Origin of the sequence: Haloechinothrix sp. LS1_15, assembly GCF_033042135.1 — a bacterium.
GTDB lineage: Bacteria > Actinomycetota > Actinomycetes > Mycobacteriales > Pseudonocardiaceae > Haloechinothrix.
This window is the reverse complement of sequence record NZ_WBXM01000013.1, coordinates 114,838-137,741: the sequence shown is the minus strand read 5'-3', so window position 1 is coordinate 137,741 and position 22,904 is coordinate 114,838. Positions and strand designations below refer to the sequence as shown.

Annotated in this window: 20 protein-coding genes and 1 tRNA gene; 5 read left to right on the top strand and 16 right to left on the bottom strand. The window is 65.5% G+C overall.

All coding sequences use genetic code 11. The features are described 5' to 3' along the window. The 11 genes from F8178_RS17885 to F8178_RS17835 all read right to left on the bottom strand — a co-directional run. The coding region (locus F8178_RS17885; RefSeq protein WP_317495985.1) for a DUF6801 domain-containing protein at positions 1–816 on the bottom strand (816 nt) is incomplete at its 3' end. A 445-nt stretch (positions 817–1,261) separates the two neighbouring features. Continuing rightward, complete coding sequence (locus F8178_RS17880; RefSeq protein WP_317495984.1) at positions 1,262–2,314, bottom strand: MlaD family protein; 1,053 nt, start codon at positions 2,312–2,314, stop codon at positions 1,262–1,264. Beyond that, positions 2,314–3,366: an MCE family protein gene (locus F8178_RS17875; protein ID WP_317495983.1), complete on the bottom strand. Its 1,053-nt coding sequence runs from the start codon at positions 3,364–3,366 to the stop codon at positions 2,314–2,316. Before F8178_RS17875 ends, F8178_RS17880 begins: the two co-directional genes overlap by 1 nt. Beyond that, positions 3,366–4,394, bottom strand: a complete 1,029-nt coding sequence (locus tag F8178_RS17870) for an MCE family protein (RefSeq protein WP_317495982.1) — start codon at positions 4,392–4,394, stop codon at positions 3,366–3,368. Before F8178_RS17870 ends, F8178_RS17875 begins: the two co-directional genes overlap by 1 nt. After that, on the bottom strand, positions 4,394–5,392 hold the full coding sequence (locus F8178_RS17865) for an MCE family protein (protein WP_317495981.1): 999 nt from the start codon (positions 5,390–5,392) through the stop codon (positions 4,394–4,396). The genes F8178_RS17870 and F8178_RS17865 overlap by 1 nt, the downstream gene beginning before the upstream one ends. Beyond that, on the bottom strand, positions 5,389–6,423 hold the full coding sequence (locus tag F8178_RS17860) for an MCE family protein (RefSeq protein ID WP_317495980.1): 1,035 nt from the start codon (positions 6,421–6,423) through the stop codon (positions 5,389–5,391). The genes F8178_RS17865 and F8178_RS17860 overlap by 4 nt, the downstream gene beginning before the upstream one ends. Continuing rightward, positions 6,420–7,595: an MCE family protein gene (locus F8178_RS17855; RefSeq protein ID WP_317495979.1), complete on the bottom strand. Its 1,176-nt coding sequence runs from the start codon at positions 7,593–7,595 to the stop codon at positions 6,420–6,422. Before F8178_RS17855 ends, F8178_RS17860 begins: the two co-directional genes overlap by 4 nt. Beyond that, positions 7,592–8,434: an MlaE family ABC transporter permease gene (locus tag F8178_RS17850; protein ID WP_396345747.1), complete on the bottom strand. Its 843-nt coding sequence runs from the start codon at positions 8,432–8,434 to the stop codon at positions 7,592–7,594. The genes F8178_RS17855 and F8178_RS17850 overlap by 4 nt, the downstream gene beginning before the upstream one ends. A gap of 3 nt (positions 8,435–8,437) precedes the next feature. Then, the gene (locus tag F8178_RS17845) at positions 8,438–9,235 is read right to left on the bottom strand and encodes an ABC transporter permease (protein WP_317495978.1); all 798 of its coding nucleotides are present in this window, start codon (positions 9,233–9,235) and stop codon (positions 8,438–8,440) included. Between the two features lie 71 nt (positions 9,236–9,306). Further along, a complete protein-coding gene (locus F8178_RS17840; protein ID WP_317495977.1) occupies positions 9,307–10,122 on the bottom strand; it encodes a hypothetical protein in 816 nt (271 codons plus the stop codon). Positions 10,123–10,453: 331 nt separating this feature from the next. Beyond that, positions 10,454–12,238, bottom strand: a complete 1,785-nt coding sequence (locus F8178_RS17835) for an AMP-binding protein (protein ID WP_317495976.1) — start codon at positions 12,236–12,238, stop codon at positions 10,454–10,456. A gap of 555 nt (positions 12,239–12,793) precedes the next feature. On the opposite strand from F8178_RS17835, the gene F8178_RS17830 reads away from it, so the two are divergent. From F8178_RS17830 to F8178_RS17810, 5 genes are all read left to right on the top strand, one after another. After that, the gene (locus F8178_RS17830) at positions 12,794–14,293 is read left to right on the top strand and encodes a DUF6801 domain-containing protein (RefSeq protein ID WP_317495975.1); all 1,500 of its coding nucleotides are present in this window, start codon (positions 12,794–12,796) and stop codon (positions 14,291–14,293) included. Between the two features lie 123 nt (positions 14,294–14,416). Beyond that, positions 14,417–15,082, top strand: a complete 666-nt coding sequence (locus F8178_RS17825; protein ID WP_317495974.1) for a DUF5819 family protein — start codon at positions 14,417–14,419, stop codon at positions 15,080–15,082. Next, positions 15,079–16,278, top strand: a complete 1,200-nt coding sequence (locus F8178_RS17820) for an HTTM domain-containing protein (protein ID WP_317495973.1) — start codon at positions 15,079–15,081, stop codon at positions 16,276–16,278. Before F8178_RS17825 ends, F8178_RS17820 begins: the two co-directional genes overlap by 4 nt. 311 nt (positions 16,279–16,589) lie before the next feature. Then, positions 16,590–17,228 carry a TetR/AcrR family transcriptional regulator gene (locus F8178_RS17815; protein ID WP_317495972.1) on the top strand — a complete coding sequence of 213 codons (639 nt, stop codon included), beginning with the start codon at positions 16,590–16,592 and terminating at the stop codon, positions 17,226–17,228. Between the two features lie 45 nt (positions 17,229–17,273). Continuing rightward, positions 17,274–19,079: an FAD-dependent oxidoreductase gene (locus F8178_RS17810; protein ID WP_317495971.1), complete on the top strand. Its 1,806-nt coding sequence runs from the start codon at positions 17,274–17,276 to the stop codon at positions 19,077–19,079. Between the two features lie 120 nt (positions 19,080–19,199). Here the strand turns inward: F8178_RS17810 and F8178_RS17805 are convergent, their stop codons facing one another. The 5 genes from F8178_RS17805 to F8178_RS17790 form a co-directional block, all read right to left on the bottom strand. Beyond that, positions 19,200–20,138 (bottom strand): FAD-dependent oxidoreductase, encoded by a 939-nt coding sequence (locus F8178_RS17805; protein ID WP_317495970.1) that lies wholly within the window; start codon positions 20,136–20,138, stop codon positions 19,200–19,202. A gap of 176 nt (positions 20,139–20,314) precedes the next feature. Beyond that, complete coding sequence (locus F8178_RS20465; RefSeq protein ID WP_396345744.1) at positions 20,315–20,518, bottom strand: integrase core domain-containing protein; 204 nt, start codon at positions 20,516–20,518, stop codon at positions 20,315–20,317. 541 nt (positions 20,519–21,059) lie between these two features. Beyond that, a tRNA-Ala gene (locus F8178_RS17800) sits at positions 21,060–21,135 on the bottom strand. Positions 21,136–21,190: 55 nt separating this feature from the next. Beyond that, entirely contained in the window at positions 21,191–22,087 is an 897-nt protein-coding gene (gene glpR, locus F8178_RS17795; protein WP_317495969.1) for a gephyrin-like molybdotransferase receptor GlpR, read from the bottom strand. 138 nt (positions 22,088–22,225) lie between these two features. Then, a complete protein-coding gene (locus F8178_RS17790; RefSeq protein ID WP_317495968.1) occupies positions 22,226–22,903 on the bottom strand; it encodes a GNAT family protein in 678 nt (225 codons plus the stop codon). Position 22,904: the final 1 nt, after the last annotated feature.

Genomic DNA, 22,904 nt, shown 5'->3' with positions numbered 1-22,904 from the left:
ATCCTCACCCACAAACCCGGACTCCGGCTCATAAGTGAACGACCCATCACCAGCCAGCTCCAACGCACCACTGGCAGGCTCCTGCTCCACAGCAGCCGTCAGATCAACACCCTCAGGAGTGGCACCCTCCAACACACCGGGAGCCGCCACCTCGAGCACCGAATCCTGCTCCACCTCGAACGCATGATCAACCACCACAGGAACCTCCGGCTCCGGCGGCGGCGGCACATCCTCGGGCTGGATGGTGATGGCCGCGAGTACGTTGTCCTGATCGGGAAGCTGGGTGCAGTCAGAGTCGAATGTACCCAGTCCGGTCTCGTTCCCATCGCCATCACGGGGAGTCAGCGTCAGGTCGAGGTCACCGACGGTGATAACCGCCTCCCCCGGCTCCGTAAAGGTGACCGAGGGCGCGGTACCGAACGCCTCGATCGTCGACGGCCCTTCTTCGGGAATAGGTTGCTGTGGGATGTCCGCAGGCACCATGAGGTCAAGCACCGCCTCGGGTGCGTCGATCGCGGAGTGCGCGACGGCGCTACCCTCGATCGTCTCCGCACCCACCAGGCGCATGCCTGCCGTGGCGTCCGGCGGGGCCGTGGATATCGTATCGATCGCGAACTCGGGCGACGGTTCCCCGACCTCGATCTCCAGGGGAATCTCCGCGTTGATCTCGACCTCGACGACGTGGGTGCCGATCAGTGGGAAGGGGCACTCGTAGTCGAGTTCCAACGATACCGGTTCAGGTTCGACTTCGGTTTCCTGAGCGTTTCCCAGGCCAACCGAGACCAGTCCCGCCGCGCCGATGAGGCTCACGGTCATACCCGCCACGGTACCGACCGCAAGCGTACGTACCCCTCGCTTCGACTTGCGTCTAAATCTCATAGATTGAGCTCCTGATAACCTTGACGGCACGGAAACGACGTTTCCGGCCGGCTTGAGAGGTGGGCCCACCCCAGTCCGCGCCTTGCCGCACGAATGGTTCTCATTCGCGACTTACAAGTATTCACTTCTCGGTACACGTACCCCAACACCGAAAAGCACGCCCCGTATCATGCTTTACGTGCTTATGTATAATATCACCCGAACCGGTGAAAATCGGGTACCTCGCGCGACTACCCGTAGGCCACATGAAAATCGCGCGAATATCGCTAAATCCTGCTCGCGGCGTTGTAACTAGTACACAAGAGCACCCGCGTACGACACATCCAGGAGCCGAGCGACTTCCGCATCGTGATCGCTCGTCGCCCGCACCCCGCCGACGGATCTACCGGACACACCCGGCGGCAGTGTTGAGCGGGACGGACGAGGTATCCCGTCCCTCACGGTAGGTCGTACCCTCGTACCCCTCGGTGCACGGCATCGGGTCGAAGAAGGTGGTGGCCAGCCCGAAATTCGCCACCCCGGAGGAGAACACGTCCCTACCCGCGTTCACTACCTCCGGCGAGGCCACCAGCAACGCGTCCACGCCGTCGATATTCGCGCGCAACACTTCCGATGTGGTGACCAGATTCGCGAGCAGCATTCCCAGCTCGGGATCGGTTTCGGTCAGCAACGCATTGACCTCACGGGTCGCTCCGGGAACAGAATCCAGGACCGTTCTGAGGTCACTATCGGACTCACTCAATCGCTCAGCGAACAGTTTGGTATTCGAGCCGAAGGTAGCGAACGCTTCCGCAGAATCAGATTGCGTTTCCAACACGGTATTCCCGTCCACCAGCAGTTGTTTGGTCTGCGGGAGATGCTCCACGGCGGTCTCGACGAAGCTCTCCGCGGAATCGAGTAACGCCTGCAAGCTGGGTCCGGTCCCTAGCGTCGCCTGGTAAATCTCGTCGACGACGGTGCGGAAATCGTCCCTGGGAACCGATTCGAGTAACCCGTCGAGCGACAGCAGGACGGTTTCGATCGGCAGCGGCAGCGTCGTGTCCTCCTGGGTGATCACCGATCCGTGCTCCAGGTACGGCCCTGCCTCCCTGCGCGGGCGGAGGTCAAGGTACTGCTCACCCACCGCCGACTTATGCGCCACCACTGCCTCCACGTCATCGGGAACCGGCGGCGCGTCAGGTTCGATCCGCACGTCCACCTCGATGCCGTCGTCTGCGAGCCGCAGATCGCCGACCCGACCGATCTGCACACCTCGGTAGGTGACCTCGGCGTGTTCGAAGAGCCCGCCGGACTCGGCGAGCTCGGCGGTCACCGTGTACCCACGATCGCCGAACAGGGTGTCCAGTCCCGCATAGCGGGCACCGACGAAGGAGATGCCCACCAGCGCGATGATCGTGAAGATGATCACCTGTACCCGTACCAGCCGACTCAGCATCAGCCCCGTCCTCCTTCCCCGGCGCCTGCGACGTCGACTCCGGGCAGCGGGAGCGGCGGGTCATCGGCCGTACGGGCATCGAGTCGCAAGAAGCCGTTGATGTAGTCACCGCGCACCGCATCCAGTGCCGCGTCGGAGAACGGGAAGGTGAGCAGCACCTCCATCGCCTGCGGCAGCCGGTGGCCCTCCTCGTCCAGCTGGCGCAACACCGGTTCCAGCGCCCGCAGGCTCGCCACCAGGTCGTCCTTGGCTCGATCCACGGTGTCGACGGCGACCTCGGACAGGGAGTCGAGTGAGCGGAACATGGCGGTGATCTCGTCGCTCTGCTCGGCGAGCACGTCGATGCCCGGCTCCAGTTCGGTCAGGATGCGCTCCACCTGAGCGGTGCGTCCGCTCAGAGTTTCGGCGAGCTCGTCAGTGGCATCGATCGCACGGACGATTTCGTCGCGCTGATCGTCCAACCCGGCCACGAACTCCTCCAGCTCCCCGAGCAGCTGCCTCAATTGTGGCGATCGACCCTCGAACGCGGCGTTGAGTTCGGTGGTGATCCGCTGGAGTTGTCCGAGTCCGCCGCCGTTGAGCAGCATGGACGTGGCCCCCAGCACTTCCTCCACCTCAGTGTTGCGGCCGGTTCGCTCGTTCGGGATGACCGCGCCGTCGACGAGCGTGCCTTCCGCTCTCCGCAGTGTGGGCCTGGCGAGCTCGACGAACTTTTCCCCGAGCAGGCTGGACTGCCGCAGTTCGGCCACGGCATTCTCGGGAAGTCGGACGTCCCCGTTGACGGACATGGCCACCTCGGCCGAGGTGCCGTCCCCGGCCAACTCGATGCGTTCCACCCGACCGACCGGCACGTCGTCCACACGCACGCCCGCATGCGGGACCAGGTCGAGCACGTCGTCGAAGTGGGCGGTCACCCGGTACGGGTCATCCCCCAAGTCGGCTCCTCCTGGCAGCGGCATGTCGTACACGCTCGGCATCGAGGCACAACCGACCAGCAGCAGCGAGAGCACCGCACCGAGTATGCCCGGTACGGCCCCGGAACGGGTGCGCATCACCGGTCACCTCCCTGTGTCGCGCTCGGCGGCAGCGGCAACACGGGGGTGTCGTCAGGCGGCGCAAAGGAGAACTCGTTGATGTTCGCGCGGGTGTCCAGCGTCCCCATCTCCGGGTCGTACGCACCGGTGACACGGTCTAGCGCAGCAGGCGCCTCGTTCAACGCTTCCGACAACGAGTCGCGCTGCTTCGCCAGAACTTCGGCGGTGGCAAGGAGATTGTCCACGTTGTCTGCCACCAACTGCCGGTTGTCCTTGACGAAGCGTTCCACCTCCCCCATGGCGGTTCCCAGCTCTGCGAGCGCTGCGGCCAGCTCGTCCCGCTCGTCGGCGAGAATCTCGGAAACCGTAGCGAGTTGCTCGTTGAACTCGCGGACCTGGTCGTCGTTGTCGGCGAGCATCGCGGTGAACCGCTGGAGGCCGTCTACGGTGCCGAAGAGATCGTCCTCCGATCCGGATAGCACTCTGCTTGCCTTGCCTAACTCGCGAATCATGGTGTTGATTTCTCCGCCGATCCCGTCGAGGTTGGTCGCCGCGCTGCTCAGCAGCTCGCTCAGCGCGCCGTCGGCGTTCGCGCCGTCGGGACCGAGCTCGGTAGTGAACTCGTGCAAGCTCTCCACAATCTCGTCGAGCTCGAGCGGAACCATGGTGCGCTCGACGGGAATGACGTCACCGTCGGCCAGCTCGGGGCCCTCGTCGTAGGTAGGTGCGAGCTGGATGTAGCGGTCGGCCACGAGGCTCGGCGTGACCACGAGCGCGCCCGCTTCAGCGGGGACAGGTACGTCGGCGGCGATCGACATCCGAACCTCGACGCGCTCGCCACGCGGTTCGACCGACTCGATGGTTCCGATGTCGATGCCGAGCACGCGCACGTCCGATCCCGGATAGACACCGACTGCCCCGGTGAAGTACGCCGTGATCTCCTTACGCGGCTCGCCGAAGTCGAGCGCCACTGTGGCTGCCGCCACCATGAGCAGCCCGATCACGACGGTCAATGTCAGGCGCGTGTAGCGACGCAACCGCGGCATCAGCCCTCACCTCCTGACCGCGGCGGCACGCACCCGCCGTCGCCGCCCTCGACGAGCCCACAGATGTAGCTGTCCACCCAGCGGTCGGTGCGCACCACATCACCCATGAGCCGGTAGTACGGACCGGCCAGTCGCAGGCTCTCATCGAGATTCGCCTGGTTCCGCCGCAACACCTCGGTCACCCGTTCCAACCGTTCGAGCATCGGCCCGATCTCGGCCTCGTTGTCGGCCACCAGCCCGGACAGCTGCTCGGACATCGCACGGGTTCCCGACAGCAGCGCGCTGATCGCCTCTCTGCGGTTGTCCAACTCCCGCAGCAACACGGCACCGTCATTGATCAACGCCTCGAACTGGTCGTTGTGCCCGGCGAGCGTGTTGCTGAGCTGGTCGGTGTTTTCCAGCAGCCGTGCGAGTTCCTCGTCGCGTTCGGCGATGGTTTCCGAAAGTGCGGCGAGACCGGTGAAAGCGGTCCGCACATCCTCGGGAGTGGACGCGGAGAACGTCTCGCCGAGCGTGGTGAACGCCTCGGCGAGCTGCTCCGAGTCGACGGTGCCGAGTACCTCACCAAGCTGGTCGAACGCGTCGGTCACGTCGAGCGGGGTGATAGTCCGCTCCAAGGGGATGGTCTCGCCTTCGGCCAGCTCCTGTTCCCCGAGCGGGTCCAGTGACAGGTTCTTCTGCCCCAGCACGGTCTTGATCGTGATCGCCGCCGCGGTTTCCTGTCCCAGCCAGGTGTCCTGTACCCGGAAGGTGACCATCACTCGGTCGGTCGCGAGCTCGACATCGGTCACTTCGCCGACGTCGACCCCCGCGACTCGGACCTCGTCGCCGGGAGCGAGTCCGGCGGCCTCGCTGAACTCGGCCGTGTACGTCTGACCCGCACCCACAACGGGGAGGCGATCCCAGTTGAGGACGCCGAGCACCAACGCACCCATGATCACGGCACTGACGATCCCGACGACGATCGGATTCCGTTGCCGGAACGGTGTCAACCTCATCCCAGGCACCTCGCTTCGGTCACCGGCAGTCCCGGTGGCGAGCCTCCGGGGGGTGTGGGAACCCCCTCCGCCGTAGCCTCGCACAGGAACACGTTCAACCATGAGCCGTAGGACGCGGTCCGACCGATCTCGCGGTACTTGACGGGTAGGTTGCTGACCATCTGTTCGAACTCGGGCGAGTTGTCGTCGAGTGTCCCCGCGAAATCGCTCAGCGCGTCGACCGACGCCGCCACCTCGGGGCGGCCGTCCTCGAGCAGCGTGGCCAGACTCGTGGAGAGTTGGGCCATACCCTCAACCGCGTCACCGATTGGTTCGGAATCCGCAGCCAGCGCCGATACCAGTTCCTGAGTGGTCGTGACCAGGCGCGAGAGTTCCTCGTCGCGCTCGGTGAACTCCGCCAACACGGTGTTGAGGTTGGTGATGACGCGCCCGATGACCTCGTCCCGCTCTGCCAGGGTCGTGGTGAGTGAACCGACATGCCGAACGATGCCGTCCACGGTGCCGCCCTCACCCTGCAACACCGACACCAGTTCGTGCGCCAGCGTGTTCACGTCTTCCGGCGACAGCGCCTGAAACAGTGGACGGAACCCGTTGAACAGTGCGGTGAGGTCCAGTGCGGGTGTGGTGCGCTCCTCCGGAATCAGCCCGCCCGGCTCCAACGGCTGAGCGTCCGGGGCACCACCGTTGTCCAGATCGATGTAACGCTGGCCGATCAGGTTGAGGAACCGCAGTCTCGCCGTGGTGCCGTGGTTCAACTGCTGCTCGGTGTTCACCGTGAACTCCACCTCGGCGATGCGGCGATCGACGACTTCGATGTCGCTCACCTCTCCGACTCGCACTCCCGACATCCGCACGTCGTCGCCGGGGTTGAGCGCCATGGCGTCGGAGAAGTGCGCCCGGTAGGTCACCGTGTCGCCGCCTTCCCGGTTCGCGATAGTGATGCCCAGCACGGTTGTGGCCAGCACCGTCACCAGGGTGAAGGCCAGCCCTTTGAGCAGTGGGGACGTGACCGCTCTCGTGCCACCCCTCATCGCAACGTCACCTCCGCTCCGTCGAGCAGCGGCGCCACGAGAAGCTCACCCCAAGCAGCGACATCCGCCGGTTGCGCGTCGCCGGTAACCGCCAGTAACTCAGCCAGCAATCCGGGGCTCACCTGCGAACCCGATGTCCGGCCACCACCGGTCGGGCAGGTCGTGGCGGCGGCACCACCGGTTCCGCGATCACGGGGCTGTTTGACGGTCAAGGTCACGTGGAGCCCGGGTTCGCCGCTCCCCGCACCGAGCGCTTCATCCACGTCGGACTTCAGCTTCGATGCGGCGCGTGCGAGACACGGGAACTCGGGTGCGTGTGACGCGAGCATCTCCAGTACCGGTCTGCTGTTGGCCGACAGGTCGATGACGTCCTGGCCGTGCGAGCGCAAGAACCCATCGAGCGTTCCTGCGGTGCCCGTCACCGTGTCGATCAGTTCGTGGACGGATTGCCGCCGCTCGGCGAGAGTGGCGCTGGTGGTGGTCAGCTCGGCTACCGCGTCGACCACGTCCTCGGCGGCTACTTGATAGCCGCCCATCGTATCGGCGAAGCGGGTGATCGCCTCCTGTAGTTCCGGCATCTCGGGGAGGAATTCCTCCAGGTACACCTGTAACGAGGTGAGCGTTTCCCCCATCGCGTCTCCGCGCCCTTCCAGCGCGTGCGCGACAGCACCGAGTGAGGCCGCGATCTTCTGCGGCTGTACCGCGCTGAGCAGATCCTCCAGCTCGTTGAATACTTTCTCGGTCTCCAGCGTGGTCTCCGATCGGTCCCTGCCGATCACGTCACCAGCCGAGAGCGTCCTGCTGTCAGGGTCGTCCGGGATCACCAGATCGACATAGCGGGGCCCGAACACGGTCTTCGGCACCAGCCGTGCCGACACGTCACGCGGTAGCTTGCCAGCCTGGTCCGGATCGATCGCCAGGTCGACCTCCGCTCCGGAACCTGTCGTGCTGATATCCTTGATCTGGCCGACGATCACGCCCCTGGCCTTGACATCGCCGTTGACGGCGAGCTGGTTGCCCGCGTTACCGGCTTGCAGCGTGACCGGAACGGTCCTGGAGAAGGTCTGGTCGTAGATCGCCACCGACAGCCAGCCGAGCATGCCGAGCACGAGCAGGAATACCAAGCCGAACAGCTGTGCTCGACGGGCCGAAACCATGGGGCGTCCGCTCATCCCGCGATCCTCACTGTCGTCGTCGAGCCCCAGATCGCCAGACTCAAGAAGAAGTCGACGATGGCGACCAGCACGATGGAGGTCCGCACTGAGCGACCGACCGCGACCCCCACGCCGGCCGGTCCTCCTGTGGCCCGGTAGCCGTAATAGCAGTGGGTGAGGATGATCCCCACCGCGAACACCAGCACCTTGCCGAAGGACCACAACACGTCCTCCGGTGGTAGGAACAGGTTGAAGTAGTGATCGTAGGTTCCCGCCGATTGTCCGTACACGACGATGGTGGTCACACGTGCCGCCAGGTAGGACGTCAGCAGCCCGATCACGTAGAGCGGAGCGATCGTGATAAACCCGGCGACGATCCGGGTGGTGATCAGGTACGGCACGCTGCGTACCCCCATGGCGTCCAGCGCGTCGATCTCCTCGGAGATCCGCATCGCGCCGAGGTGGGCGGTGAAGCCGGCCCCCACGGTCGCCGACAACGCCAGCGCGGCGACAAGCGGTGCGATCTCTCTGGTGTTGAAGTACGCGGACACGAATCCCGCGAACGCCGCGGTGCCGATCTGGTCCAGCGCGGTGTAGCCCTGCAGGCCCACCACGGTGCCGGTGAACAACGTCAACCCGAGCATCACGCCGATGGTTCCGCCGATCACCGCGAGCGCGCCCGTGCCGAAGCTGATCTGCGCCAGCAACCGCACGATCTCCCGGTAGTATCGGGTAACCGTGTACGGGACCCACGCCAACGCGCTGATGTAGAACAGCAGCTGGTCACCGAGCCGGGCGAGCCCCCGCATCGGACGTTCGACCCGCAGCCGGTGTCGCGCACCGCTGGTGACTGCCATCGCTCACACCTCCGGTGGCGGGACGATCTGCACGTACACGAGGCTGATCACGAAGTTGACGAAGAACAGCAGCAGGAACGTGATCACCACTGACTGGTTGACGACGTCGCCCACGCCTTTCGGGCCGCCCCTCGGTCGCAATCCGCGATACGACGCGACCACTCCGGCGATGAACCCGAAGATGAGGGCCTTGATCGTGCCCACCCACAGATCCGGCAGGTGAGCCAGCGCCGAGAAACTCGCGAGGAATGCTCCCGGCGTCCCGCCCTGCATGATGACGTTGAAGAAGTAGCCACCGACGATCCCGACGACGCTGACCATGCCGTTGAGCAGCGCGGCGACGATCATCGTGGCCTGCACCCGTGGCACCACGAGCCGCTGGATTACCGGGACGCCGAGCACCTCCATGGCGTCGATCTCCTCGCGGATGGTCCGCGCACCCAGGTCGGCGCAGATGGCCGAGCCTGCGGCCCCGGCCACCACCAACGCGGTCACAATCGGGCTGGCCTGCTGCAACACCGCCAGCACGCTCGCGGCCCCGTTGAACGCTTCGGCCCCGATCTGCTGGGTCAGTGAACCGAGCTGCAACGTGATCACCGCGCCGAACGGGATGGAGATCAGCGCGGCCGGAACGATCGAGACGCTGGCGACGAACCAGAACTGCTGGATGAACTCCCGCACCTGGAACGGACGTCGGAACATGCCGAGGAACACGTCCAGTCCGAGCGCGACGAGCTGGCCGAACTCGCGCAGCGCATGACCGAGCGCGTCCACCGGCCGCGTGTCGGACCGGACCGCCATCGCACCTCCCTTTCGTCGCTCCCTGCCGTGCACTCCTCCAGAGCGGTTCTCCCCGCGGTCACAAGCCGCCGTCACAAGCCTGGCGGACAGCCGATGCACCGCACGGTCAGCTCGGTGTCGAGCAGGTTGCCGTGGCCGGATACCAGTCCGGTCAGTAACGGGTCCAAATCCTCGTCCACTCCGCACCCGGTGAAGGACGGGATCTCGTACTCCACCTGTTCCATCCTGCTCGTCGCGCCGGGGATCAGACTGACTTCACCCTGGATCGGAATCGTGGCCGGGACTCGGGTGCGGCATTCGTCGCCCACCCGCAGCGGGATCCCATCCTGCTCGACCTCGCTGACCACGATGAACAACTCGGCTTCAGCATCCACATGAGACACCTGTTCGATCAAGTCGAGCTCCGCCGTGCCGGTCACCTTGCCGTGCTGGACGAAACCGACGGTGCTCGTTGTCGGCATGAAATCGAAAGCGAGAAAGTAGCCGTCCGAGTCGGGCAGGTCGAGGTCGCCCTCCATCTCGAGCGGACCGCCCGGCTCGCGACCTTCCCGGATGACACCGTCGAAACGTCCTGTGTCGATATGAAGCTCCGAGTCGAATCCCGCGATCCGCGACACGGAATCGACATAGAACGACACCCACAGTTCAATGCCGGGGGCCTGCATGGGTATCGCCATGTCTCCATGCTCGGCTCCGTCTCCGGACTCGCCGGGTGGCTCGCCATCGGTCGTGGAGTCTCCATCAGTGCTGGCGACCTCGTCGTGCTGCTCACCCTGAGGCCCACCGTGCCCCTCACCGGCTGTCGCCGACTCGCCTTCGGTCGCCCCTGCCCCGGGAATCGCGGCAGCGAAGACCACGGCGGTGAACACTGCCGCCGTTCGCGTCATGGCGGCTGCCGTGCGTCCTACCCTCATGTGCGTGGCTTCTCGTTCGATTCCTGTTCATATTTCCGCTACAGTTGGCACTCAATGTCCTCTGTGACCAGCGCGCTTCGCTGCTCGGCAGGAACACTACCGACGGGTAGGTGACACCACAACACGCAGCGAGGTTGCCGTGCCTTCCACGCTAGCGATCGAGGAATTGTTGTCAGGCCGGTGCGAAATCCCCACCCACAATTTGTTCAGCACCGAGCACGTTTCTGTCGTCGGGCGACGGTGCACCCGGCCGGTGTACAGCGAGGCGTGCCCGCCGGAGTAGCTAGCAGTAGCACGCTGGCGATCACGTCACGTGATGTGACGATCTCTCGTTACCCGCGACGAACAGGCGCCCGTTGGCATCGATATAGCCGATGTCGCCGGTAGCCACCAGTGACTCACGGATTTGCTGGCTCCGCCCGCCGGTATCGCCGTCGCCGGTCATACCGTTGCCGATGACAATACGTCCGGTATCACCGTACGGGACGGCGTTGCCGTGATGGTCGACCACGTGTACCCGGGTCCCCAGTACGGGCCTGCCGGCCGTGGTAGGCGCGGCTCGTAGATCGACAGGGTCGGCCACGGTCGCGCACGATGCCGCGGTCGAACCGTACAGGCTGTACAGGATATCGCCGAACGTGTTGCGGAACTCCTCGACGAACGCCGCGGACAGGGCCGCACCACCACTGGCGACGATCCGGAGATCGGAAAGATCGTATTGCTCCCGCACGGCTGGGGGTAGATCGAGGATGCGACGTAGCATCGCGGGCAAGGCGACGAGCACCCCGCACCGGTGCTCCGCGGCAGTTCGCAGGCAGCCTTCGGGTTCGAAACGTAGCCGCAGAACCATGGTCGCACGGAGTGCGGCGCCGAGCCGGAGCGCGGCCATCCCGCACGGATGGAACGCTGGGGCCGCGATGAGCATGCGTGCGCCGACGTGGAGAGGGATACGGGACAGCAAGCCAGCGACGCCGCTCAATGCTCCGACGGTCGGGCTGCGCGCACCCTTGGAGATATCGCCACGTCCCGGAGGCGCCAGGATCAGCTGCCCCGCGCGTCCGGCAAGCGGCAGGCGTCCACGCGGTTCCCGCGCGGCCAGCTCTCCGATACTCACCGCTCCCGGTGATCCAGCTTCCGTCGTGGAGCTGAACTGCCGTATGCCGTCGGGGAGATAACGCGCCATCGGTGTGAGCGCATCGTCCCGAATCAGCGTGGTCACGCCGAGACCGGATACGGCGGCCGCAAGCTGCGGTTCGGCAAGCGTGGTGTTGACGACAACAGTCGTGGCACCGAGCTTGCCGCAGGCGAGCACGCTCTCCACCATGCCCACGCTGTTGCCCGCGAGAACACCCACCGTGTCGTCGGCCCGGACACCGAGCTCGAACAGCCCCGCGGCGATGCGGTCGGTTCGGTGATCGAGTTCCCCGTAAGTCCGGCGCTCACCGGCGCTCGCTAACGCGATTGCCGCGGGATCCCGAGCTGCAGCGGCGACATAACCGCCGACCAGTGTCGCCCTCCACCGAACCAGCGCCCACAACTGCCTGGTCATGCGTGCCGGACTGCCTGGCCGCACGAGTCCGGAAGCACCCGCGATGCGGGCGACGCGAAGCGTTCGCGACACGCGATTCGAGCCGTCCGCCAACTGCCTGCCCGGTTCTCGCGCCAGGTGCGCACAGATGCGGCGGATTCCGGCGCGTACCCACGCCCGGATCCGCCGATCACCTACGCGTCCCGTGCTGCGGTCTTCTCCCGCGAGCGAGTACCGGGGGTTGAACAGCAGGACCGAGATTGTGCACCTTCCGCCCCCGAGCGGACTGAGCTGCACCGAGACCCAGCTCGTCGCATCCGACACCCTGGTCAGCACGAGCTTGTCCGCGTTCCTGCTCATCAGCGCTCGCACCTCCCACTCGACCACGGTGCCTGCGGCGGGCTCGAATCGGAGCAGGTACGTCGTTCGGCCAGCGACCCGCTCGCAATCGCTGATGCCCGCGAAGAAGCGTGGGTAGGACTCCGGGTCGCCCAGAATCGGCCACAACCGGGCAGGAACGTGATCGACAATCACGTCGACCGACACGTGATCCAGGAACATCTCGCCGCACCTTCTCGAGCGATTCGCCACCCCGACCGAGTTACGGAAGATGGTCCGTCCGGCAGCGCGGTCTCGCCAGTCGCCAGTCGCTCGCCGAACGGGCGAAGTGTTAGTCCATGACAAGTTCTCGTCAGCACGTTGTACTTTTACGCTAATTTCCACAATGACAGTGTTGGCGCGTTGGCCCATACGGCGGATTCCCGCGTCCCTACGGTCGGCCCCGTAGATTGTCTGCACCGGACAACCGGTTGCTATGTTTGTATCAATCGGCGACGAACCACGAGAAGATCGAATCCGACATCTCCGACACCCATTGTGGTGAGCGCTCGCGATGCGTAGCTTCTCGTCTCGTAACGGCCGATGTGAAACGCGGCCGGACCATCAGCCGGCGTAACCAAAACCGACATCGTTTGAAAAAAATTCAGCAGGGAATAACCCGGTGCACACCTGCGAGTTAAACGAACAATTCCTCCGGGAACGATACTGTGCGCACCGGCTCTCGATCGCGATGATCAGGTGAGGTTTCGTCGACGACGAAGAAAGGATCTGTGTCACGTGCAATATCACAGGCGTAAGAAACGCCTCGCCGCGAGCTTGACCGCGGCGGGCAGTGCTGGTGTCATTGCGGTCGGCATGATGGCCACCGCGGGCATTGGTAGCGCGACCACGGCGACACTGTCACTGAACTACGAGTGTCCCTTTCCGCTGATCGGCGTTCAGGACGTGGCGGTGGATATCACCACCTCCGAACTGCCCGACTCGATCGCGGTAGGCGAGCGCACCCCGGAATTCGACATCGATGCGGTGTCCACGGTCAGTGAGGAGGCCACGAACGGTCTCAACCTGGTCGGGGCAGAAACCATCGAGGGGGAAGCACTCGCGGATTCGAAGATCGATGCTCCCGAGGCCGAGCTCCCAGTCCAGGTGCCGATGGACATCCCGCAACAGCCTGTGCCCGACGAGGGCGAGCTCATCGTCGACGCGCATGGTTCGGCACCTTCGATCACCTTCACCGAAGCAGGAACCGCCCAGATCGAGGTCCACGACCTCTTACTCACGCTGACTCCACGTGACGGTGAGGGCAATGAGACTGGCCTGGGTACGTTCGAGTCCGACTGCACCCAGCTCCCCGATCAGGACAACGTGCTCCACGAGTTCACGATCACCGACAATGGTGACGGGGACGACGGTGGTGCCGAGGCAGGCGGTGACGCCGACGGCGGCGGCGACAACGGCGGCGCCGAGGGCGGTGCCGAGGCAGGCGGTGACAACGGCGGCGCCGAGGGCGGTGCCGAGGCAGGCGGTGACAACGGCGGCGCCGAAGCAGGCGGCGCGGACGGCGGAGACAACGGCGGACGTCCCGGTGATCCGGTTCAGATCAGCTATGACCTGCATGGTGAGTCGTACATCAACGCCGCTGACGGCACGGTTCCGCTCACCGGCGGCATCGACGCTCGCATGGATCTGGCCTCCGGAACGTACGATGCCGACCTCCATCTGGACGACACCAGCGGAACGTTCAACATCATGGGCTTCATGCAGGCTGATGCCGACGTCGCGTTTGAGCAGACGAGGGAGACCACCGGAACGCTCGACAACGACGGCAACCTGACGTCGAGCTCGGAGATGTACGTCTATCTCACCGAAGTGTCGAGCTTCGGCTTCCCGGTGGGAGGTGGCCCCGACTGCCGTACAGTCGAGCCCGCCCTGGTTGACCTGGCCGGTTCGGGCTTCGATCCCTTTGGCGGCGGCACTCTCGCGGGCGAGTACGACCTGCCTCCGTTCGAGAACTGCGGTCAGTTCAACGACATGATCAGCATGTTCGCGTCCGGCCCAGGAAACACGATCGAGCTGACGCTCTCCGAAGAGGGTGCCGGGGATCCCGGCGACCGCGATGACGAAGCAGGCGAGGCCAACGGATTCGGCGGCGGCGACTTCGGCGACTTCGGCGGCGGCGACTTCGGCGACTTCGGCGGCGGCGACTTCGGCGACTTCGGCGGCGGCGACTTCGGCGACTTCGGCGGCGGCGACTTCGGTGACTTCGGCGGCTGGTGATCCCTCGCCGGTACCGATTCGCTGACTCGCGACGGGTCCCGCCGGGTGACGGCGGGGCCCGTCGCGCATCGTTACTCGATCAGGAACGACGTTGTCGTCGCATCCCAGTCCGGGAGCATCTAGTTGACCGATGCGAAGAACGCCCGATACGGCACTACTGGATTCGCGGAGCTGTCACGTGCCGGTCGTGTCGCGATCGTGTGCGTACTCACCGCGCTCACGTTCGCGATCGCCACCCACACCGGTATGAGCTTCGCGCACGTCGCCCCGGAGAATGTCCTCAATCGAACGTACGCGAACACTATCGACGGCTACATCTACCCTGAGTTCCGGCAGAACTGGAAGCTATTCGCTCCTGAGCCGTTGCACATCAACCGCGAGATCCATGCCAGGGCTAGACTCCGGCAACCGGATGGTGGCGCACGAACCAGCTCGTGGATCAACGTCACCGAGGTGGATATCGATGCTGTGACCAGTAACCCGGTGCCCAGCTTGACTCGCAACCAGCTCCGCAAGGGGTGGCCAACGCTAGCTGACTCCCTCGATGACAGTAACCAGCCCAGCACACCGGCAGGCGAGGTCATCGCACGATACCTCCAGCGCATCGTGGTTTCGCGGCTAAGCGAGACACTCGACGGATCGATCGAAGCTGTTCAACTACGGTCGGCGACCACGCGCGTCGCGGAGCCGGCCTGGAGCCAGCGCACCTCCGATGCAGATACCCGTTACCAGGAGCTGCCGTGGTGGCCGGTAACCGAGCACGGCAGCGGCGAAGGCGCCACTCGATGAACGATCGCCCCCCGTCACCGCTTGCCGTGGCCAACCGGATCACAAGCAATGCTCTAGGCCCGTACCAGACAGCGACCCTCCGAATCGGCATTGCCGCCACATTCCTGCTGCTGCTACTCCGGGAGTGGCCGAACAGGCACGAACTGTACGGCCCCGACGGCGCGTTCCACCATGATCTGGCGAAAGCTCGTGTCGAGGCAACCGACTCGTTCACAATCCTGGTGTGGTCGGACAACCCGCTATGGTTCGAACTGGGCTACCTTTTCGCAATCGCCGCCAGCGTAGCGATGGTGCTCGGTTGGCGAGTGCGCGCCGTGGCGGTGCTGTTCATGCTCGCCGTCCTATCCGTACACAACAGGAACCCTGTTGTGGGAGACGGCGGAAACAACCTGATCCACCTCATGTCGATCTACCTGGTAGCCAGCAGGTGCAACCAGGTGTGGGCGCTGGACGCTCGGCGGCGCGATCGCAACGTTGACGGCGCCGATGTGACCGGTGTCGTCTTGTGGTGCGTACTCGGCCTGGTCCTGGCGAGTGTCACCCTCCTCGGTCACCTCGGTACGGTATGGATGGTCATCTTGTGGATTCTCTGGCTCATCTACGTACCGTGGTGGTGGGCACAGCGGCGCGGGCAGGGGGAGTTGCGCACCGTGCTCGCGATGAGTGGCAACCTCGTGCACAACGGCGCGCTGCTCGTCATCATGATGCAGATGTGCCTGCTGTACGCCACGGCTGGCTGGTACAAGGTGCAAGGCACTCGGTGGCAGGACGGCACGGCCGTCTACTACCCGTTGCAGGTCGATGCGTTCAACCCGTGGCCCGCGCTCTCCGGCCTGTTGGCGAGCCATGCCGTGCTCATCCTCGCCCTCACCTACGGCACGGTGCTGCTACAGGTCGCGTTCCCGTTCACACTGATCAACCGGCGCGTCAAGAACGTCGTCCTGGTGTTGCTCATCGCCGAGCACCTCGGGATCGCGATACTGCTCGGGTTGCCGTTCTTCTCGCTCGCGGTCATCGCCGGCGACCTGGTGTTCGCCCCGACTATGGCACTGCGGCGGGTGGAGCGTGCGGTGATGAGCGCCCTGCCCGGCAGGTCACGACACACCGCTGTTCCCCGGTTCAGCCACCAGGAGGCCGCTGCACCGGTAGCGTCAGTTGTAGCCCGCACAGGTAGCGATCTCCGAACGGGTCATTGACCACGACGCGCACTCGGTTCCCGTGCCGGAGATCGGCGTGGCGCCCACGACAACGCGAGCAGCACATCGTCGGGCCACCACCGAACAGGTGTGCTCCTGCGTGGCATCAGCGAGGACGTTGCGAGCGCTACTGCGAGCCGGGCATCGATGGCATGTACGGCAGTAGGCGAGCGCGCCTGCAAGCACACCGGCGGACATGGCGACCAGGGGCAGCATCACATGGGACCCTGCTATTGACAGTTAGACAACTATCGCTGTACGTTCGCCGATATCGGTTGACACTGTGACAACGCGGCGCCGGTGGGGGCGATATGGCGGACACTGCATCCTCCCCGGGACCCGAGACATCGCGGCTGGAACCAGACGAGCGCCGTGACCAGATACTGCAGTGCGCGCAACGGCTATTCAGCGAACACGGAGTCGGCGCCGTGTCCAATACGGACATAGCGCGAGCAGCGGGTATCAGCAGGGGGCTGTTGAACCACTACTTCGGCTCGCGGCGCGAGCTGTACCGCGATGTGGTGCGCCGGATGATGGACGTGCCACCGGTACCGGTTCCCGAGTATGTTCCGGGCGCCAGCGTGGCGGACCGGGTCGCGCAGAGCCTTGACGGGTGGCTCGAACTGCTGAGCCGCAACCGGAGCATCTGGCTGACCGCGACCGGCATCGCGGGGTGCGGTGGTGACGAGGAGCTGGAAGCCATCATCGACCGTGCCCGAGACCGTGCCGTGGCCCGCGCCATCGAGGTCACCGGCCTCGGCCCGGCGGTACGCGACCACCCCGAGATCCACGCCATGTTGCGGGGATTCAGCGGCATGGCCGAGGCCACCACCCGGGAATGGCTGCGCCACGGTCGGCTCACCCGCAAGCAAGTACACGTACTTCTCGAGAGCACGCTACTCACGATCATCAACGATGTCATCCCGGATGCCACGGCGGTGTGCGAGTAGCCGCGCGGCACAGCACTCCCGTGACGCCGGGGCTGGAGGACGATCATGGCCGATAGCACCGCGGGATCCCCGCGTTACTCCCGCCGTCACTTTCTGCGCGCCGCCTCGACCGCGGGTGCCGCTGCGACGACCTGGACTCTCGGCTCGGGAACCGCAGGAGCCGCCCACGATGGGAAGTGGCGCGATGCGGCGATCCTCGGCGCGGGCGTGGCCGGGCTGACCGCTGCGCACGAGCTGGCTGAGCGTGGCTTCGATGTCACCGTGTACGAACGTAAGGCGCTGGGCGGGAAGTCGCGGAGCATCCCGGTGCCGGATTCACCACCGGGCGGCCGAGCGCTTCCGGGTGAGCACGGCTTCCGCTTCTTCCCCGGCTTCTACCACGACCTTGGCGACACCATGCGACGCATCCCGTTTCCCGGCAACCGGCACGGGTGCTGGGAGAACCTGACTCGTGCAACGACCTATCTCGGCGCGCGGGCCGGCCGGGCGAACCTGACCATCCCGTTTCCCGACCCGTTGCCACCGAGGCCGTTCCCGTACACGCCGGAGTCGTTTGCTGAAACGATGCGCTCGGTCGCCGAGACCTCGTTCCGCCTACCGCCCCACGAGGCAGCGTTCTTCGCACAGAAAGCCCTCGTCTACGTGACCAGTTCGGATGAACGTAGGCTCGGCCAGTGGGATTCCCTGCCGTGGAGCGACTTCGTCCGAGCGGATCGGATGTCCGATGAGTACCGGGCGTTCCTCGCCGACGGCATGATCCGCAACCTGGCCGCGATGAAGGCGGATGAGGCGAGCACCCACTCGATCGGCCTCGTCGGCGAAGCTACCGCGTGGAGCGCCATGGGGCGAGGCAACGAGGAAGGGGGGTCGGTCGACCGGGTGCTGAACGGCGAGACAGGTGAGCGCTGGCTCGACCCGTGGATCGAACACCTCCGCGCGCTTGGTGTGCGCTTCGAGGTGGGCTGGGCCGCCGAGAGATTGCTGATCGACGATGGCGCGATCAGCGCGGCTGCGCTGCGCCACCGGTCAGGGCGCACCAGGCAGGTGCACGCGGACTGGTTCATCTCCGCGATGCCGGTGGAGCGCTTCACCGCGCTGCTGACCCCGGAGCTCGTCGCGGCGGCACCCGAGCTCGACAGCACACGCAGGCTCGGCACCGACTGGATGAACGGGTTGATGTTCTATCTCACCGAGCAGGTGCCGATCACGCCGGGGCACGTCAATTACGTCGATTCGGGCTGGGCGGTCACCTCCATCAGCCAAGCCCAGTTCTCGCACCGCGACTTCACCACCTACGGCGACGGCACCGTCCAAGACTGCCTGTCCACCATCCTGTCCGACTGGACCTCACCCGGCATGTTCAACCGCAAAGCCGCGAAGGACTGCGAACCCGACGAGATCGCCCGAGAGACGTGGGCACAGATCAAAGCGCACCTCAACGACGGCGACAACGAGGTACTGACCGACGACATGCTGCATTCCTGGTTCCTCGACCCAGCCATCATCGACTCCGGCACCCCCGGAGTACGCAACGACGAACCCCTGTTCACCCAGCTCCCCGGCTCCTGGGCCGACCGGCCCGACTCGACCACGGGTATCCGGAACCTGTTCCTGGCAGGCGACTGGGTGCGCAACGACGTCAACGTCACCACCATGGAAGGCGCCAACAAATCGGCGCGGCAGGCGGTGAACGCGCTCCTGGACGCGGCCGGATCCGGCGAGCCACGGTGCCAGGTCACTCCGCTGTTCCGGCCCCCGGAGTTCGAGCCGTTGAAGCGGATCGACCGGCAGCTCTACCGCGCTGGGCTTCCCAACCAGTTCGATCTCATGGACCCGCGAGCACCCGAGTGACCACTGTCATCGGCCGGGGTCGCCGGGCCTGGACGGAGGGCTGGCCAGAAATCGCCCGCGCTCACCTCGCTGTCACACGCAAGACGCTGGTGACGCACCCACCGACGTAACGACGCGCGGTCAGCGGACCCTCGTATCAGCGCTCCATGCTCGCAAGAACCGCTTTCGCCGCGTTCGCGCCCGACGTCGCCGCGTCGGCGAGGGAAGGCATGTCGAGCTGGTAATCTCCGGCCAGGTAGATGGATCCGAGGCGGTTGCGCAGCGTCGGCAGCGATGCGCGCGCACCCGCATCGGGCTGTCCCCGTCGACGTAGTTCACAACGATTCCGTCTTCGCTCTGCTCCACGGACCGGACGGTCGATTCGAGTCGAAGGCGTTCGCCGAGATCGGCCGCGAGGATGTCGGTCAGCGACTGATTGCCCCCGACCGGCAGGGCGAAGTTCGGCACCGTGGCCGGGTCCGCCAAGGCGATCCCGATCGACGTGACAAGCTGGTTCGCGGCCGTCTCTTCGGGTTCACATCCCATCCACTGCCCCGACCATGATCGGACCACGTCCTGAGTTAACGCGGAGCGAACGCCCCGGAGCAAGTCCGATGCGAGGCGCCGGTCGAGCTTGGCGCGCACCTTCTTCGCGATCCTGCTGTCCGAGTCCAAGAACGGGACCGCCGCGAGGATGCGGGCACCCACCTTCGCCAGACCCACCCGGTCCATGAAGCTCATCCGCGTGCGGAACATAAGGGCGACCAGGTTGGACGTGTCGACCAGCTTCCCGTTGAGGTACAGTCCCACGCTCTTACCTGCCAGTGACCCCATTTCGATACCGTGATGGTGGAGAGCGTCGATCAACGGCCCGGTCCCCTCGGTGAACTGGGTCCCGACGTTGATCCAGTAGTCACCCTTCCGGACCGTTTCGACGCGTCCACCAGACCGATCCGTCGTCTCGAGCACCACGACATCGGCCTCGCGAGTGAGGGTCGTCGCCGCCATCAGTCCCGCCATGCCCGCGCCGATGACGACGACCTCGCAGGTTTCCTCGTTGACCTGCTGCGCTGTAGCCATCGTACCCAACTCCCGCGTCGACCGATCGCTATAATTCGATGCCGATTCGAGTTTGACTTTATCATAGCCGTGCTTCCGCTTGTCCGCCAGCACGTCGGCGACGGCGATCGCATCCGAGTGCCCGCACGCCCCACTTAGCCCGCATCGGTTGGCGCGCACGTCCAGAGTGAAGTGCCCTAGGTTTTCTGCCGCTGTTCTGCGGGTTGCGGCTCTGGGCTGAGGGACGTGTAGTGGGCGTTGTCGAATTCTGTTGGGCTGATCATGCCAAGGGAGTTGTGGAGGCGTACCTGGTTGTACCAGTCGACCCAGCCGACGGTGGTGTACTCGACGTCGGCGATCGTCTTGTATGGCCGTCGCGAAAGACCGTAGTCCGGATGCACTTGGCCTGGTACAGCCTGTTGGTCGTTTCCATCAGAGCGTTGTCATAGGTGTCCCCGACCGAGCCAATCGAAGGCTGGATGCCCTCGACCTCGCGGTGCTCGGTGAACCGAATCGACGGATAGTGCTGAGATTCAAGGGGTCGTTGCAACATTGATCTACGTGACAGATGACCAAAGCTCGGTGAGCGTACACGTCGGTGACCAACGCGGTGAAGCTCATCCCGGCCCAGGTTGGTACGTAGGTGAAGTCGACCACCCACAACGTGTTCGGCCAGGCGGTGGTGCAGTTGCGCTGAACCCGGTCCGGCGGCCGCATAGCCGCGGCGTCGGGGATGGTCATCATCCTCTCGGGGAATCAGACCCTCCACCGAAGCCGGGACGGTTCACACAGTGTGCAGCTGGCCACCACACCCCAACTCGCTGCTGCCACCCAGTCCCACCACGCTGCACCGCCCCAGACGCAAAGTCCCACCCTCAAACACAAACGGCCGAACCCCAAACAGTATGGGTTCGGCCGTCCGCGATGTCCTGAGACACCACATGGTGGAGCTGAGGGGAATCGAACCCCTGACCTTCTCGATGCGAACGAGACGCGCTACCAACTGCGCTACAGCCCCTTTGCACGCGCGACGAGCATAGCAAGCCGCCGTGCGTGCCTGAGGCCCCGGGGGTCTACTCGCCGACGGCCTTGCGGTACGCAGGATAGCTGGGCTTGTCGAGCTCGTGGAAGTCCGGGTCCGAGTCGTCGATGTCGAGCACCTCAGCATCCGTCCGGTCGATCTCCGGCTGCCGGTTGACCTCCGGCTGCGGCCGTCGGGCCGAACGCACCCTGGCTGGCAGGCCCTCGGGTTCGCCCGCATCGCGCTCGTGATCGGCGTGATCCGGCTCATCACCGAAAGCGAGCTCGGTGTTGCGCTCACGCGGGCGCCGTGTCCCCATCCTGGCCATCCTGCGCTGCCGGATCTCGTTCTCGATGCGCACCTGCCTGCGCAGGTAGACGAGGTAGCCGGCGAGCCCTGCGATCGCCGCGCCGTTGGCCCACCACAGCCCGGTGTACACGAAACCGGCCAGCAATGCGGTGATCAACACGGTCACCAGCAGGGTGAGCACGATCCGCTGCCGGACCGCGTACTTGGCCCGCGCCGCGAGCTCCGCGGCTTCGGGGTCGAAGCCCCCACGTCCCGGCCGGTGCCGGGAGGCCCCTCGCGAGGGCTCGTTCTCCTGCTCGACCTCACCGACGTCACGCTGCCGGGCGAGCCGCCCCGACGCGCCGTCCCTGTCGTTCCTGCCTGCCCTGTCGTTCCGGTCGTGGTCGACGTCCGGTTCGCGGTCCGCATCCCGCTCGACGTCGCTGCCGTCGTGGTAGTCGCTGCGGTTGGTTCGCTCCGCGGGTTCGGGCATCCTGCTCTCCTCCCGGTCATCGGTGCGCACGCTCCCGCTCCGCACGACACGAGCTGCCAGCTCGTCCTCACCGGTACGCGAGATCTCCTGGCGCTTCCGCGCGATCATAGGAACGAGAACGACGAGCCACGCCGCGGCAAGCGCGACGATCATCAACGAGCTCGGCATCTCCCGTCGCCTCCCCGACTGCGGCACTGTGATCGTCGATTCACGGTAGCCACAGCAGTCACAGAAACCACGGAGGCGCGCCGATCCCCCGGCGGGATGCCTCACCCGATCGGGCCAGAATCGCTCGCGGGGTCATGCTCAGGCTCGCTCAGCGCGGCCGCCCGCGATGAGATCGGCCACCGCCCCAATCCCGAGATCCTCCACGGTGACCGCGTAGCAGTAATGATCCCGCCACGCACCCGCCACGCTCAGATACCGCAACAGCAGCCCCTCCCTGCGGAAACCCACCTTCGTGAGCACGCGAATGCTCGCGGCGTTCTCCGGACGCACGGTGGCCTCCAGCCGGTGCAACGCGGTCGGGCCGAACGCATGATCCACCGCCAGCGCGACCGCTGCCGTGGCCACCCCGGAGGAAGCATGGGCCGAAGCCACCCAGTACCCCACCCACGCCGACCGCAATGCCGACCGGACCACGTTGCCGATGGTGAGCTGCCCGGCGAACCGGCCGTCAACGGTGATGGCAAACGGCAGGCACTGACCTTGCCGCGCCAGCGAGCGCAGCGACCACCACTGCGTGAGCCAGCCGCCGAGGCCGTGCCGCTGTTCCCAGCTCCCCGGCGCATCGGGTTCCCACGGCCGGAGGTACTCGCGGTCGGCGAGCCGGATCCGGCGCCAGGGGCCTGCGTCTCGAAGCCGGATGGGCCGCAGTTCGACCACACCGGCGCCCACCCGCAGCGCACCCGGGCGCGCAGGCCAGCCAGGATGGCCTTCCTCTCCGGCGCCGTGGATCGCGCCCGGACCCGCTTCCGGGTACATG